This is a genomic window from uncultured Ellagibacter sp. (assembly GCF_934617235.1).
In the GTDB taxonomy this organism is placed as follows: domain Bacteria; phylum Actinomycetota; class Coriobacteriia; order Coriobacteriales; family Eggerthellaceae; genus Ellagibacter.
Window position 1 is genome coordinate 19,578 of sequence record NZ_CAKTTZ010000027.1, and the last position, 14,593, is coordinate 34,170.

Sequence of the window (14,593 nt, forward strand, 5' to 3'; positions counted from 1 at the left end):
AGGGGAACGGAGAAGATAAGGCGGTTGAGATCACGCAGACGTGGGTTGGGTGCAGGCGTGTCCCAGCCCGCACCCGACCTGAAGAAGCCTTATTCCCCAAGCAGATCCACCACGGCGAGATCGGCCTTCGCGTTTTCGATGATCTCGCGGTTGCCGAACACGCAGACGATGTTCTTGCTCGCCGCCTGGCTCACGGCATTTCCGAGGGCACGTACTTCCTCGGGCGTCGCGTTCGCCACCTGCGAGCGCGTGACCAGGCGATCTTTCGGGTCGACGTGTGCGAACACGTAGCCGTCCTGTCGGCGCGCCAGCTCGCGGGGCTTCAATGGCGCGTCGAGGCCCGCGACGGTCGACACGATGTAACCGTCCATCTCGGTCTCGCTCGGGTTGAAGTTGGAAAGCCATGCGCCCGCCGCGCGGAAGCGCTCGATCGTCTCGTCGATATGCGGGTCGCGATACGAGTAGAAGCGCAGGTTGCCCGTGCGGGTGGGTGAGAACCCTGCTCCGTAGGCGCCGCCCTTCACGCGGACCTCGTTCCATAAATAGTCGTAGGAAAGCGCGCGCGACGCCACAAGCCAGGCGCCCGAGTAGGGGACTCCGAGCAAGCGGCGGTCAAAGCCGAGCGCGGTGTAGGTGACGTCCGTCGGCACGACGAAGGCCTCGCCGGTCGCGGGCACGTGCGGCTTGGGCACAACAAGCCGGGTCGCGTTCGCCTCGGCCTCGGCCGCCACGCGACGACCCATGGTCATCCCTGCACCCATCGTGTGATCGAAGTCCCCGTCCTTGCCCGTGAAACCGATTGTATAGTTGTCGTCGGTGAAGATGCGGCCTGCCACCTCGGCAAGCTTCGCAGCTAGGGCTTCCTTCTCCTCGTCGAACGCGGTGAGCGTGCGCTTTAAGAATCGATAGAATCCCACGCCGCCGAGTTGCTCGCGCACGACGGCAGCGGGGAGATAGTAGGACGCCACATGCGCCATCGCCGCACTATGACCAGCGTTCGCGAAATTCTGCTCCATGCTGACGCGCTTCTGCACGAGGATGTCGTGAATCTTGCCGAAGTCGTTAAAGCGTGTCTCGCCGAGAATCTCGCTTGGAAGCGTCGCCGCCCACTCCGCGTTTTCAGAGAGCGCAGAGCACGACACGGTCAGCTTCGGGAACAGCGCGCAGCGGTCGTCTTCGCGCTCGTGCACCTCGGTGTAGAAGGCGAGGTTGCCAAGCTTCGCCTGCGTAAGCGTGTCGATCTCCGTTGCGGTGTGCTTGTCTGTCGCGAGCTTTCCGAGCACCATGGCGAGCAGCGACGCGTAGGGAAGCTCCTCGAAGGACAAACGCTCCAAGCCGTAATAGCGATACGCGTACACGATGCCTCGCGTTGCCACATCGTGCCTGATTACGGGAACATCTCCCGAGTCGTCGAGGCGGAACGCGGGTTCGACGGGCGCCTGCTCGATGTCGCTTGCGCGCATGCGGGGAAGGGTCGCGAGCGCTTCCGGGGAGTCGGGCTCCTCCTGTGCCTGGCGCAAGGTAGCGACGTCGGCCTCGATTGCGGCGATCCGCTCCTCGTTAAGCTCGCGCTCCATCTGCGCCAAGCGGGCCGCCGCGGCATCGTCGTCGTCGGGAAGTCCGTCCACAGGCACGACTTCCACATCCGCCACATGGTCGTTTTCCAGGAACACCTCGCGGATCAGCTGCTCGAAGTAGCCCTCGTCGAGCTTTTTGCGCAAGTCCGCGAACGCGTCCTCGTAGCGCAGATAATCGAGCGCGGCATCGTCGTCGTAGAGCCAGCCGGCCATGCAAGAGCAGGCGAGTGCCACGCCGTCCGCGATCCCGAAATTCTGCTCGCGCATTACGAACTCGGCATGCGAGAGCGCTGCCGCCACCACCTCATGGTCGAGCGTGCCGTCGGCAAGCTCTTCAAGTACGCGCGAAAGCGCAGGTCGCAGGCGCTCTGCCGCGCCTTCCTCAAGGCCTTTCGCCTGCACGACGGCGAAAGGCTGCAGCATTGCGTCGGCCATGTATGCCACGATGTCGCACGCGAGGTTCTCGTCGAGCAGTGCACGCTTGGCGGGTGCCTCGTTCGAGCCGAAGATCGCGTCGAGCAGGATGTCCATCGCGATCATGCGCTCCCTGTCGGCCGAGCGGCCCGCTACAAAACCCACCGCGCAGCAGGCGTTTTCGGGTGCCGTCTTCATGGGCACTTTGTTCCCAAACGACGTCACGGGCGCCTGCAGCTCAAGCGGGTTCGGCGTGCTCGCGGCGCGCGCTTCGGCCCCGCCGGGGGCCAGATAGCGCTCGTCGAGGAAGGTGAGGAAGCGCTCGGGGTCCATGTTCCCGTAGAGCACGATCTTGGCGTTGGCCAGGTTGTAATGGCGGCGGTGGGTGTCGAGGAATTCCTCGTAGCTAAGCGTCGGAATGGCGGAAGGCTTACCGCCCGACTCGAATCGATACGCCGTGTCGGGGAACAGTGCCGCGGAAAGCTCGTCGTAGAGCACCGACTCGGGGTCGGAGAGCGCGCCTTTCATCTCGTTGTAGACCACGCCGTTGTACACGAGTTTGTCCGAGCCCTCCTCGCCGGCGAGTTCCACATGCCAGCCTTCCTGCTCGAAAATCGTGCGCTTGTGGAAGATGGCAGGGTGCAGCACGGCGTCGAGGTAGACGTCCATGAGGTTCAAAAGATCCTGCTCGTTGGTGCTGGCCACAGGGTAGATCGTCTTGTCGGGGTAGGTCATGGCGTTTAAGAACGTCTGCATCGAGCTTTTGAGCAGGTTCACGAACGGCTCTTTCACGGGAAACTTGTCCGAACCGCAGAGCACCGAATGCTCGAGGATATGGAAGACGCCGGTGTCGTTTGCGGGCGGCGTCTTGAAGGCGATGGAGAACGCCTTGTTGGAGTCGTCGTTTTGCAGGTAGAGCAGCTGCGCGCTCGAGGCGTTGTGGTCGAGCACGTAGGCTCGCCCGTCGATTTCGGGCAGGTCAGAGGCAGTGCGCACGGTGAACCCGTGCACGGTTTCATGTGGCTTGAATTCCATGGTTCAGCTTTCTCGGAGGGGCTTCTCGTTCGGCTTCTATTGTCGCACAACGTGCGCCGCGCCCTGCGGGCAACGTGGATATATCGCAGGGATGGCGCAACGGCTCGGGCCAATCATCTATAATCGTGCGAAGACCACGGAAAGGATGAAATCGTGACTGAAGACGCCCGGAAATTCTCGCATATCAGCGTTGTGTCCGACGATGAGGACGATGTTGTGATCGAAGCGGGCGCCCCTCGTTCCCGCACCTATGGGGAAGGCGATTTCGCGACGGAACCTGCGCGAGGCAAGGCAGTTGCCGAAGGTGGGGAAGGCTTAGCCGCGCAAGCCGAACAGCCCGACAGGGCGTCTGCTTCCGCTGCTTTCGTCGCCCCCGAACGAGCTGCTGCCCCTGATGACGAGTATGTTTCCGCCTGTGCGGCAAAGCCTGCCGGCAAGCAAGCCGAAAAGCCCGCCCGCAAGGCATCCGCCCCTGCCCGCCAGGGCTACGAGGAAACGACGCTCGAGGACCTCGAGAGCACCAAGATGTCCGGCATGCAGAAGGGCATTATCGCGGTGGCGCTTTTGGGCATCGCCGCATTCATCGTGTATTACGTGGCGTTCATGGGCTAGAAGGGCCTGTGACCTGCGAAGAGATTGAAAGGTATCGCAATGCCGAAACATACTGGAAAAGCAACAGAAGGCAGAGACGATCAACCGATGCGCAAGGGCGAGGAAGATCGCTCGAACGACATCGGGCTTACCCAGGCGTTCGCGCCCGTCGGCGATGGCGATTGGTTTGATGATTCGCCTCACGCCTACCCCGACGAGGAAGGCGAAGTGGCGTTTGACGAGGATGCCTTCGCCGACGACCGCCCGGGGCGGACGGATCGCTTCGCTCCGATTGGAAGCGAAGACGATAAGCCCGAGGCTGTCCATGCCGAGCACGCGGCTACCGAGGCGTCGTTCGACGAGGGTGAATCCTTCGACGAGGAGGCTGCTACGCAACCCCGCCGACATGCCGCTTCCCAAGGGGCTCATGCGGGCGGCTTCAGCTACAAGGGCGATGACGCCGACGAATACCCTGATGCGCTCGAAAGCCTCGAGCCCGTGGTTGAGCCCTCGGCGTTCGACCCCGACCCCGTTGCCGCCTCGCCTGTTTCGCGCGGGCGTCACACCCCTGCCGATCAGAAGGAGGAAATCCCTTCTTACCTGCGTAAATCTCGCCGCATGCGCCGCATTCTCATCGTGGTTGTGGTGTTGCTTGTGCTTTTGCTTGCCGCTGGCGGCTACTTCGCCGTCCGCCTGTTCCAGACTGCGCAGACGGCTGCCTACCAGCAGACCCAGCAGCAGCAGTCGAACCAGGATACGAACTCGCTGCAGGCGGGAAGCGAAGGCAACGATGCGACATCGACCGTGAAGAAGACGAGCGCGCCGAATTTGACCGAGCTTTTGGGATGCACGCAGGACGAGGCGCTCGCCAAGGTTGGTCGCGGCGCTCAGGTCACCGTATCGAGCGAGGTGAACGAGGAGGGCAACCCCATCAAAACCGACGTTCGCGTGGCGCTGACCGACGAGCCCGCCGACACGCGCACGGGTACGCCGACGCTGTATCTGGGGCTTGACGAGGACGGGGAAGTCATTCAGGCAGGCTATTCCGCAGGCACGGCGTCGCTTGGCTACGGAACGCTTTCGTTCTCGGACGCCGTGAAAAACGAGTCGATCATAGAAAAGACGCTGCAGGAGGCGGGCATTTCTGTTCCTGTGGGCACGGTCTCGCTTCCCTCCAACAAGACGGAGTACTCCACCTACGCGTCGGATGGAACCACGTTGGTGAAGGAGTATTGCCCGTTCACAGGTGACGTTGACATTAACGGCGTCTCCCATACGTGGTCGGCGGTGCTTTCCTACGATTACTCGGTGGCGAACGCGTCGGGCAATCTCGCCGATACGATTCGCATCATTTATGTGTACATCAATGCATAAATAAGAAATGAGCCCTTGCGTTTGCCGCGCGAGGGCTCTATACTGTAACGGCTGTATTCAAGCGAGGACGTCAGTTCTCCACCTGTTTCGGCGCTTCGGCTGCTGATGGGTCGCTTCAATAACGTGCTTCATGCACACCCTTGAATTGCGAAACCCGCGGCCGTGCCTGCGGGTTTTTTGTTGCGCACAAGCGCAAGAGGAAGGAAGGTGAGCGCGATAGCTGCTCAGGAGCCACGGCTCAATGACGAGATCACTGCACGTGAATGCCGTCTGATCGGCTTTGACGGAGCGCAGCTGGGAATCTACACGGTGGCGCAAGCTCAACGTGTCGCGGATGACCAGAATCTCGACTTAGTCGAGATCGCCCCGAACGCCGAGCCGCCGGTCTGCCGCATCATGGACTATGGAAAGTTCAAGTACGACCAGGCCATCAAGGCAAAGCAGGCTCGCAAGAACCAGAGCAAGATCGAGACCAAGGAGATGAAGTTCCGCCCGAAGATCGACGTGGGCGACTACACCACCAAGAAGAAGCACGTACTTCGCTTCTTGGGCGCGGGAAACAAGGTGAAGATCACCATCATGTTCCGCGGTCGCGAGATGGCTCACCCCGAACAGGGACTTTCCATTCTCGAGCGTTTGGCTGACGACCTCAAAGACGTTGCGGTCGTCGAGAACCAGCCCAAGATGGAAGGGCGCAACATGCACATGCTTATTGCTCCTTTGCCCGGTGCGGCGAAGAAGAAAAAGGAAACCGATAAGAAAGTAGAAGGAAAGGACGAATAATGCCTAAGATGAAAACCCACCGCGGTACCGCCAAGCGTTTCCGCGTCACCGGTTCCGGCAAGATCATGCGTGCGAAGGCTTTCAAGAGCCACATCCTCACCAAGAAGAGCCAGAAGCGCAAGCGCAACTTCCGCAACGAGACCGAGCTTTCCAAGGCAGACTCCAAGGTCGTCGGTCGCAACCTCGGCATTCGCTAGTTCGTTTTCAGTTCTTTAAGGAGATAACACTATGGCACGCATCAAGCGTTCTATCCACGCCCGCAAAAAGCGCCGCACCGTTCTCAGCCGTGCAAAGGGCTACTACGGCGCAAAGTCCCGTTCCTATCGTGCAGCGAAGCAGCAAGTCCAGCACTCGCTGCAGTATATGTACCGCGATCGCCGCAACAAGAAGCGTAACATCCGTCGTCTCTGGATTACCCGCATCAACGCGGCTGCCCGCATCAACGGCCTTTCCTACTCCGTGTTCATGAACGGCCTCAAGAAGGCTGGCGTCGAGCTCGACCGTAAGGTGCTCGCCGACATGGCTGTGAACGACCCCGCCGCTTTCGCTGCTGTGGTCGAGGTTGCCAAGAAGGCCCTGTAAGCCACGCCTGCACGTTTACGTTGCAATCACTGAGAAGCCGAGGGATTCCCTCGGCTTCTTTGTTTTTAGGGGAAGGGAGTGCGGCTTAGTGCTGGCGGGCGTTTTGCCTCGGGGATCGCGCTCTGCAGTCGTGCCTCGTGCGTGTTGCCTTTCGAGAAGCGCCTTGCCCGTGTTGTCCCACTGACCTGCAAGGCTTGATGGCATCTCGCGTGCCCCGTCGTCTTAGCGTGCTTCGATTACGTTAAGCTGCTCGAGGTCGAGTGCGATGATCTCGGTGGCGAAAGACAAGACGCGCGTGTAGAAATCATCCCCAGTGAGGGCAGCCATCTCTGCGAGCCGCGATGCCCAACGGGAGGGGTGCTGCTCGAGAAACTGCTTGGCCAGGTGGAGGTTCGCTTGAGCGGTCGCAGGATCTTCCGCCTCTGCGGCGCGGGCGCCGCCATCGTGGAGATAGGCCATAAACGCCATCTCGCTCGCGAATGCGTCGGGGGAGAGCGTGGATACCGCGATCTCGTAACCTGAAAGCCTGCGGTAGTCGAAGCCGGCGTCCTCGTAACAGGCAGCGACGTGCGCTTTTCGCGAGGGGACGGGGCTTGCGTACTCGATGCGGCCATCGACGATGCCGGAATTCCAGATGGCGCTTTCCGTCCAGGCAATATGGTAGACGCTCGACGAGACGAAGAAGCGATTGTAGAAGCGCTGCTCCAAATCCGATGAGGGCGTAACGTCTGCGAAACGTTCGTCCCCCATAGCTGCTGCGACGCGCTTTACGTCGTCGACGACAGTGGTGTCGGGTATGTTGAGCAGGGCTTCTGCAATGGCTTCGTAGATGACGCTCATGCCGCGCGAAGTTTGGCTTACCGTGGCGAGGTTCTGGGTATCGATGCTCATGAGGCAGCCTTTCTGTGGAACGCTTGCGCGTGGGTCGTCGCTTTCGAGGTAGCGGTGCACGTGGTCAGTGTGCACCGCTTAGGATAGGGGAAGGGGAATCGGGAAGGAACCTTCCTTTAGCAATTAGTCCATGCTGGGATGGAAGACCCGAACCGCGGGGCTCAGAAGAGCCCCGCGGCGGAGGGTGGGCGAACTATCCCAGGGCAACGGGAATTGCCGCCATGACGATCAGGTAGCGCAACATGAAGCCCCCGACCAGAACCCCAACTTCACCTGCAATGGTAAGCCCGGGCTGCTGCAGGAGCGACTTCTTCTCCTGCATCGACTTGTGGAGCGCCTGCACGAACGGGAAGACGAGCCCGACGATGACGAATAGGACCCAGAATGCCAGGGCGTAGCTGCCGGTAAGCAGGTTCGCAACCGAGGCTTTTGCCGCTGCCGCAGCGGAGCCGCCTGTGATTGCCACCGTGCCGAGAAGCGCGATCACAAGGAGCGCTTCCAGCACCGGCAGAATCATGCCGGATTTCACGGTAAAGCCGATGTTGGCAATCTCGTCATGGGCTTTCCCATGCGCGATGACCAGGACAAGCGCGAACCCGGTCGAGGCTGCCGATACCAGGAACAGGACCGGCAGGATAAGAGGATGCCACAGGGGGAACGCGACGGCCGCGTCACCCAAAAGCACGCCGGTGTAAGCGGCGACGCACGCGGCCAAGATCATGCCGATGACGTCGAGCACGCGAGGCGTCGACTTCTTCACGATCATGATGATCGCATCGATCGCTGCCACCACGATGAACGCCGCCAAGATGATGACGCCCCAGGCCATGACCGACCCCAGGTTGCTAACGAGGTAGAAGAATCTCAACGGGTTCATCAGTCCCGCATGCGCGTCGACGACGAGAAGCAGGGTGCCCACTGCCACGCAGACCGGACCTGCGATAAAGCCGATCGTCTTGATTTTCGGGCAGGGTTTCTTCGCCATGCCCGCGATGCCGGAGAGCACAAATGCGCCGGCGCCCATACCTGCCAAGAACAGATACAGTGCAATCATCCAATTCCATACCATGACGTATCACCCCTCGTAGTGCCGCAAGACGTTGCCGCCCTTGTGGACTGCAGAGGCAACGGGCATTGCGAGCGTATCGTCGAGCCCAATGTAGTAGACATGGGGTGAAAGTCCCAGGTCGGGATAGAGCGTCTCGGTCTTGCTCGCGGCAAGCTTCTTCGAGATGTCGCTCTCAGGATCGTTCAGGTCGCCGAACATGCGAGCGTGCGTGATGCATGTTCCCACGCAGGCGGGGAGCATGCCCTTGCTGGTGCGATGCTCGCAGAAGGTGCACTTCTCCACTTCGCCCGAAGGCAGCTGGTAGCGCACCTGGTAGGGGCACGCCGCCATGCAGTACTTGCATCCGATGCAGCGCTCGGGGTCGACGACGATCGTGCCGTCTTCGGTGCGATGGCTTGCCTGGGTCGGGCACACTTTCACGCAGGGAGCATCCTCGCAGTGGTTGCACAGCTTCGGGATGTTTGCGCGCCTGACCTGGCCGTTATCGTCCACGTCGAAGCTCTCGATCCAGGTGTTGAAGCAGCCGGTCGGCACCTCGTTTTCCTGCTTGCACACCACAGCGCAGGCATTGCATCCCACGCAGAGGGACAGATCGATCAGCATACCAAGTTTTTTCTCACTCATCGTTTATCCCTCCTTTAGGCTTTCTCGATTTTGTACATGCCGCCCGAGCGTCCAGGAGAGGTTCCCTCGGGGTCTGCCAGGGGATAGATCTCGCTGATCGTCGGGTCGAGCATCGTCTGCAGATGGATGCCCGCACCGATGGCCGGGTCGCCCTTGCGGGTTTGCTCGCCTTCGATGGCGACGTCCTGCGCACCATAGGCGCGATGTCCGTAGCCATATGCCACGCCGAAGGTTCCTTTGGCAATGCCGGCGCGAACCATGGCCTCGCCTTCCATCACGTCGCCCGAGGGGTTCGTGATCTTGATGGTGTCGCCATCTTTGATGCCGAGCGCCTTCGCGTCGTCGCGGTTGAGCTCGAGGTAGTTGTGGTCGCACAAATCGCGCATGATCGGGCTGTTTGCCAAGAAGGAGATCGACCGGAAGCGCGGTTTGTAGTTCGTCGAGCGGAACGGGTATTCCTCGCGTGAGTAATGATCCTCGAGCGTGGAGTTGTCGGCGAAGCGCTCGGGGTCGTTGGTGAGCGTGCCCGAGAGCTTTTCCCCGGTGTAGGGGTTCGCGTCGTTCGCCTTGCGGTTGCTGTAGAACTGCGTCAGGTTATCGGTGGCGTACTTGATGGCTCCGTTCTTGCCGATGCCGTCTTCCATAGGCCAGAAGCGGCCGCCGCGCGAGAGCACGTTCAAGACCTTCGGCCATTCCTCTTCGCTCACGGCGTTCCTCCATGCCTTGGGAAGGTTGTCGAGCGCCTGTAGCTTCATGTCCTCGGAGGCGACATCGTCGACGGGGGTGGTGTCGTAGGTGAGGTTGGCAACGGCCTTCAGGAAGAAATCGCACGCGTCGTTGAGCGGCCAGGTCTTGCCGTCGACGTCGGTCATGGCATCATCGCCGAAGCCGGGCATGTCGCACACCTTGGCAACGTCGCAGCAGAACGCCTCGAAGCTTGCATGTCGACCGCCCGAGATTTCGATGGTCTCAGGAGTCTTCGCAGGCCAGCGGACGGAGTTGCCCTTGCTCTTGAAGAAGCCCTCGTTGGTGACCACGCCGAAGCTCTCGAAGGGGTTCGTGTCGGGCACGATGTAGTCGGCGTACTGCGCGTGCTCGCCGATGACGACGTCGCAAGCGATGTGCAGCGGTATGATAGAGGTGTCCTTCATGCGCTCGAGCACGGAGTCGCGCAGAAGGCCGGAGGTCGCCTGGAGGGTGTTGGTCATCCAGGACATGACGATCTTCGCCTGGTAGGGGTACTTGCACAGCGCCGAGATGAGCGCCTGGTTGTCTGAGACACCGGTGTGGCTGAACCAGGGAAGCAGCGGCTTCGGGTCGGTTTCGCCTGCGGCAACGCGGTTTTTGTACTCGTCGGTCTTTTTCCAGATGCGCTTCGTGCGGCCGATATTCTGGCAGGTCTTCCCGTCGGCGAGCGCCGGCTTGCCTGCGATGGTAGAAAGCTTGTAGCGCTTGCCGTCGGCGGTGGTGGCGGCTCCGATGCGGCGGGCAACCATGCCGCCGAGCATCTGGTTCGAACCGATGAGCGCGTTTAAGAAGGTGTAGGCGGCCATGGAGGACACGCCGTTGGAGGCAGCGGTCGAGCCGAGGCCCGTCGTCGCGGCCTTCACGCCGTGGGAGGTGAACTCGCGCGCAACATCTTCGATCGTTTCGCGCGGCACGCCGCAGATTTCGGCGTACTCGTCCATGGTGTTCGAGAATGCGCTGTCCTTGAGGTAGAGGAACGAGGAGCGGACCTTGATGCCGTTCACTTCGCCTTCGAAATCGATAAGACCGCGCTCGGCGTCAGTGTTGAGAGCCGCCTCGTTCTTCTCGGCGTCTATCACCACGTAGTAGGTCGGCTTGGTCTTTGCGGCGGGATCGGCCTCGGGCTCGGTGAGCCCTGCGTCCGCTGCGGTCATGAACTTGCCGTTGTTCGCGGAGGATTCATCGTCGATGACGAGGAAGGTCGCGCCCGTGTAGGAGGCGAATCCGCCGGCGACGGCAGCCTTGTAATTGGTAAATCCCAGATAGTCGGCGTTGTAGGCCTTGTTCTCGATGATCCAGCGGGTCATGCCGAGGGCCAACTGGCCGTTCGTGGCAGTCTTGATGGGGTGCCAGGTGATGCCCTTGGCGCCCGGCGTGCAGCAGCCATTGCCGAGCACGGGGTCGAAGACGTCCATCTTCGCGCCATGCTCTTGCAGGTTGATTAAAACGTCACGTGCAATTTCCTGGAAGCTCTTGCCGTTAGTCCCAGGCGCGGTGCCCAACCACAGAATGTATTCGGCGTCTAATGCGTCGGGGCGAAGGGAACGGGACCCAGTGTGAAAGTACGAACTCGCACTTGCGGAGCCGCCTCAAGTGGAGGCGTGGCCAAATTGGTTGACCGACCCGAAGCAGTTCGCGAAGCGTCCGCCGAAGGTGGTGCGGCCGTCACCGCGTCCGCCCAGAAGGACGAATTGGTTGGATTTTGGTCCGAGCGTCGGCTCGTCGGGATTGAGCGGCGTCTCGGTGTCATGGATGGAGAGGAAGCCTTCGATTTCTTGGTCTTCCCCGATTTCGGCGAACAGCTTGCCGCCTTCCGTGACTTCCTTGATGAGCTGATCCCAGCCGATGGGCTTCCACTTGCCCTCGCCGCGAGCACCCGCGCGCTTGAGCGGCATGGTGATGCGGTCGGGCTGCCCGTAGCCGTCCTGCGTCGCCTGGCCGCGTCCGCATGACGTGCCGCGCGTGGAGTTGCCGTAGCCGTTCGCGTAGCTCATGGAGCGATACGCGTCCTCGAGCGGAGCCTCGAAGGGCAGGTACGGGTTCGCGCAGCTCGGGTTGTACGGGTTCCCGCCAACCGAGTAAAGCGTGCCGCCGTCCCGGGAAAGCTTCAAACGGTTGCCGCACGAGCTGTAGCACCCAAGACAGGCGCTGTAGCGGACGATGACGTCTTCGTTCACGTTGACGTCTCCGGTTTTCGGGTCGACCGAAGCTTCCAGCGGCTGGCCGTGGCCCGTTGCCAGCGCTGCGAAGTCGGCGTCTGCAGCAAGCGCCTTGTGGCTTTGCCCGGAGATGCCGACGCCCGCGACGCTCAAAGCGCCCGCGGCCCCCATGGCGGCAAGGAAGCTCCTTCGACTCATTTTGGTCGATTCCATAATTCCCCTCCTTCTCGAAAAAATCGTGGAACCTTGAGGCTTAGTCTCGCAAGAAAGAGGTCGAGTCGTCATCGTAAGAGGTTGGGTATATCAACCCCAAAGCCCCGTTTTCGGGTCTAACCACATTGTGACTATATTTCGCGTTTCCCCAGGAAAACGGGGTTGGTCATGTTATCACTTACAGGTTTATCGGCTAGATGGGCAAAAGGTGCGCTACACTTTTCCTGTTGGGGGAAAGAGCGGGAGGAGGTTGGCATGGCGTTCTCACTTAAGGCGCTGCCGCTTCAGCTCCGACGAAGCGTCGGGTTGGGGTGCTATCTCGCTTGGGTTTATTGCTCGCTTTTCTCGTGTGGGCTCGTCCCTGTGGTTATCCAGCTGTGCAGCATCGAGCGTTCATGGGTGTATTCCGGGATCGGCGAGGCCGTTGCCGCGATCGCTGTCGTCATCGTGTACGCGCTGTTGCGCGAGAAGGGGCGCGGGAATGTGGCGCAGCGCATGATCGGCGCGCTCGGCGCTGGTTGCGCGTGTATCGGGTCCGTTCTCATCTGGGTGAGCCATCTCGACATCTCGTGGTATGTGACGCTCACCGTGGTGGGCGGTCTGTGCTGCGGCGCGGGGCTTGCCCTGCTTGGCATTTTGTGGGGGTCTCGTTTCAGCTACTGCGACGAGGAGCACATCGAATCGACCGTGCCGCTGTCGTTTGTGATTTCGTTTGTCGTGTACTTCGTGCTTTTGGCGGTGAAAGGCCCGCTGTTCATGGTGGTCGACGCTGTGTTGCCCGTCGTGTCCACGTGGATCGTGTTCCGCCCGCGGTGCGGTCGAAATGTGTCTGCCGACGGCGAGGCGGCTGGCAAGCTCGCGCACACCGGGTTGCGCAAGCAGTTTTCCCATCTGGGCTCCCTGTTCGTGCTGTATTTTCTCATTTGGCTCCAGATTGCGCTGTTCCGCGTGGCGTCTTCGCCGATGACGTACGGCGGCCGCTTCATGCACTACCTTGTGCCGTTCTCCATCGCGGCGGTGCTCGCCGTCGTGGCATTCCTCACGTGTATGCGGCAGACGCGCTTCTTGAACTTCACCTTCCTCTATCGCTGGTCGGTGCCGCTGATGATCATCGGCTGCGGCCTTCTTCTCATTGATTTGGGCATCCCCGAGCAGCACAGCGTTGCGTACGCGGTCAACTTCATCGCTATGTTCGGCGTTCAGATGTGCGTGTGGGTCGTGGCTCCGAAGTATGTGAGGCGAATCGGTGTGTCGTCGTTCGTCCTTTTCGGTGGCTTGTTTGCTGCGGAAGGCTTGGGCATTGCCCTCGCGCTCACCCTTTCGCTGCCGCTTTTCGACGCTGGCGCGCCCGCGCTTGCGAACTTGACGCTGATCGCAACGGGGGCGGTCGCGCTTGTTGCCATGCTCGTCGGCTTCAACCCGCGTTGGCTGTTCTTGAGCGATGCCGTGCGCCGGTTCACCGACGCGGAGTTCGCCATGCCTCTTCCGTCGGCGGCTTGCATGACGTGCGCGAGCCCGTGCTCTGGTGCTGTGGATGGCGCTGGGGCAGGTGTGAGTGTGGCTGGCGCTGGGGTAGGTGCTGCTGACGTGGCGAGTGCGAGGGTCGCCGAGGGTGGCGCGGGGGCGAGTGCAAGTGTGGCTGGCGCTGGGGTTGGCGTAGCTGGTGTGAGCGCCATGGGCGTTGGCGCGACTGGTATCGCGGACGGAGCGGAGGGCGACGTCTCGATGACTTCGGGTTCTGTCGGCGCTGGCGCGAGGGGCGGCGTTGCGTCAGGTGCGAACGTCACAGGCGCAGGCGTGGAGTATGTCGTCGCGTCATCGGGCGCCGTGCCTTTCGCTTTTTCGTCTGGCATCGCTTCAAGCTTTGCATTCGGCATTTCTTCTGGCTTTGCGCCAGGGCTCGATGCGCCGCTCTCCACAGGCGAGGAGCTTGCCTCTATTTTCGAGAAAACGGCAGGGGAGCTTCAGTCGCGCTACGGGCTTACCGAGCGCGAGACACAGATCGCCGCGCTGCTTTTGGCGGGACGCAGCCGCCCGTTCATTCGCGATGAGCTTGTGATCTCGCTCAATACCGTGCATGCGCACGCGCGTAACATCTATTCCAAATGCGGTGTACACTCTCAGCAGGAATTCATGGATTTCGTGCATCTCGATTAGCCCGAAGTCGAGGAATTTGCCCCGCCGCTGCGCTTGTCGAGGCGTCTTCCGCATACCAGCCCGCCATGCTCGCCGAAGCGTCGAGATAGCAGGTACCCGCCGTGCTCGACGAGGCGTCACTAGCGCAGACCGCCCCCCGCGCTCGTTTCACGACTTTCGAGCCTTGCGGCCACCCGCCCCACTCTGCCTTGCGGCTTTCGGGCTCGCTGACCATCCGCCGCGCTTCTTCGGTGCCGCTCATTTGTTCCCTGGAGGCGTCCATGTCTTACGGGTATTTCGCCCCCGCATGCTTGTCTCGGACCTCTATGTTAAACCACCGTTGACATGGGTGTCCCATCGGCGGCCCTCCCGAAAAGCAGGCTCCCCCTATCATGGGG

12 protein-coding genes are annotated in these 14,593 nt (G+C 61.2%); 6 read left to right on the top strand and 6 right to left on the bottom strand.

Translation table 11 applies throughout. The features are described from left to right. Positions 1–89 precede the first annotated feature (89 nt). Positions 90–3,026, bottom strand: coding sequence for an insulinase family protein (locus Q0G85_RS06515; protein ID WP_297155934.1), 2,937 nt, complete (start codon positions 3,024–3,026; stop codon positions 90–92). A gap of 153 nt (positions 3,027–3,179) precedes the next feature. On the opposite strand from Q0G85_RS06515, the gene Q0G85_RS06520 reads away from it, so the two are divergent. From Q0G85_RS06520 to rplT, 5 genes are all read left to right on the top strand, one after another. Continuing rightward, positions 3,180–3,638 (top strand): hypothetical protein, encoded by a 459-nt coding sequence (locus Q0G85_RS06520; protein ID WP_297155936.1) that lies wholly within the window; start codon positions 3,180–3,182, stop codon positions 3,636–3,638. A gap of 39 nt (positions 3,639–3,677) precedes the next feature. Further along, positions 3,678–4,991: a histone-lysine N-methyltransferase gene (locus tag Q0G85_RS06525; RefSeq protein ID WP_297155937.1), complete on the top strand. Its 1,314-nt coding sequence runs from the start codon at positions 3,678–3,680 to the stop codon at positions 4,989–4,991. Positions 4,992–5,198: 207 nt separating this feature from the next. Beyond that, complete coding sequence (gene infC, locus Q0G85_RS06530) at positions 5,199–5,774, top strand: translation initiation factor IF-3 (RefSeq protein WP_297155939.1); 576 nt, start codon at positions 5,199–5,201, stop codon at positions 5,772–5,774. Beyond that, complete coding sequence (gene rpmI, locus Q0G85_RS06535) at positions 5,774–5,971, top strand: 50S ribosomal protein L35 (RefSeq protein ID WP_296062044.1); 198 nt, start codon at positions 5,774–5,776, stop codon at positions 5,969–5,971. Before infC ends, rpmI begins: the two co-directional genes overlap by 1 nt. Before the next feature lie 31 nt (positions 5,972–6,002). Next, complete coding sequence (rplT, locus tag Q0G85_RS06540) at positions 6,003–6,356, top strand: 50S ribosomal protein L20 (protein WP_297155942.1); 354 nt, start codon at positions 6,003–6,005, stop codon at positions 6,354–6,356. 222 nt (positions 6,357–6,578) lie between these two features. On the opposite strand, the gene Q0G85_RS06545 is transcribed toward rplT, so the two are convergent. The 5 genes from Q0G85_RS06545 to Q0G85_RS06565 all read right to left on the bottom strand — a co-directional run bounded on the left by Q0G85_RS06545 (position 6,579) and on the right by Q0G85_RS06565 (position 12,059). Then, a complete protein-coding gene (locus Q0G85_RS06545; protein WP_297155944.1) occupies positions 6,579–7,247 on the bottom strand; it encodes a molecular chaperone TorD family protein in 669 nt (222 codons plus the stop codon). A 193-nt stretch (positions 7,248–7,440) separates the two neighbouring features. Continuing rightward, positions 7,441–8,316 carry an NrfD/PsrC family molybdoenzyme membrane anchor subunit gene (nrfD, locus tag Q0G85_RS06550; protein WP_297155946.1) on the bottom strand — a complete coding sequence of 292 codons (876 nt, stop codon included), beginning with the start codon at positions 8,314–8,316 and terminating at the stop codon, positions 7,441–7,443. 6 nt (positions 8,317–8,322) lie between these two features. Beyond that, positions 8,323–8,940 (bottom strand): 4Fe-4S dicluster domain-containing protein, encoded by a 618-nt coding sequence (locus Q0G85_RS06555; RefSeq protein WP_297155948.1) that lies wholly within the window; start codon positions 8,938–8,940, stop codon positions 8,323–8,325. 14 nt (positions 8,941–8,954) lie between these two features. Continuing rightward, positions 8,955–11,102, bottom strand: a complete 2,148-nt coding sequence (locus Q0G85_RS06560; RefSeq protein WP_367116874.1) for a molybdopterin dinucleotide binding domain-containing protein — start codon at positions 11,100–11,102, stop codon at positions 8,955–8,957. A gap of 174 nt (positions 11,103–11,276) precedes the next feature. After that, the gene (locus Q0G85_RS06565) at positions 11,277–12,059 is read right to left on the bottom strand and encodes a twin-arginine translocation signal domain-containing protein (protein WP_297155950.1); all 783 of its coding nucleotides are present in this window, start codon (positions 12,057–12,059) and stop codon (positions 11,277–11,279) included. 255 nt (positions 12,060–12,314) lie between these two features. Between Q0G85_RS06565 and Q0G85_RS06570 the strand changes: the two genes are divergently transcribed. Next, positions 12,315–14,216 (top strand): LuxR C-terminal-related transcriptional regulator, encoded by a 1,902-nt coding sequence (locus Q0G85_RS06570; protein WP_297155952.1) that lies wholly within the window; start codon positions 12,315–12,317, stop codon positions 14,214–14,216. Positions 14,217–14,593: the final 377 nt, after the last annotated feature.

What these genes read in the sequence shown, in the direction of transcription:
- Q0G85_RS06570 (WP_297155952.1), top strand. Translation starts at nt 12,315, where the DNA reads ATGGCGTTCTCACTTAAGGCGCTGCCGCTTCAGCTCCGACGAAGCGTC.
- Q0G85_RS06545 (WP_297155944.1), bottom strand. Translation starts at nt 7,247, where the DNA reads ATGAGCATCGATACCCAGAACCTCGCCACGGTAAGCCAAACTTCGCGC.
- Q0G85_RS06555 (WP_297155948.1), bottom strand. Translation starts at nt 8,940, where the DNA reads ATGAGTGAGAAAAAACTTGGTATGCTGATCGATCTGTCCCTCTGCGTG.
- Q0G85_RS06515 (WP_297155934.1), bottom strand. Translation starts at nt 3,026, where the DNA reads ATGGAATTCAAGCCACATGAAACCGTGCACGGGTTCACCGTGCGCACT.
- rplT (WP_297155942.1), top strand. Translation starts at nt 6,003, where the DNA reads ATGGCACGCATCAAGCGTTCTATCCACGCCCGCAAAAAGCGCCGCACC.
- Q0G85_RS06565 (WP_297155950.1), bottom strand. Translation starts at nt 12,059, where the DNA reads ATGGAATCGACCAAAATGAGTCGAAGGAGCTTCCTTGCCGCCATGGGG.
- rpmI (WP_296062044.1), top strand. Translation starts at nt 5,774, where the DNA reads ATGCCTAAGATGAAAACCCACCGCGGTACCGCCAAGCGTTTCCGCGTC.
- nrfD (WP_297155946.1), bottom strand. Translation starts at nt 8,316, where the DNA reads ATGGTATGGAATTGGATGATTGCACTGTATCTGTTCTTGGCAGGTATG.
- Q0G85_RS06525 (WP_297155937.1), top strand. Translation starts at nt 3,678, where the DNA reads ATGCCGAAACATACTGGAAAAGCAACAGAAGGCAGAGACGATCAACCG.
- Q0G85_RS06560 (WP_367116874.1), bottom strand. Translation starts at nt 11,102, where the DNA reads ATGGACGTCTTCGACCCCGTGCTCGGCAATGGCTGCTGCACGCCGGGC.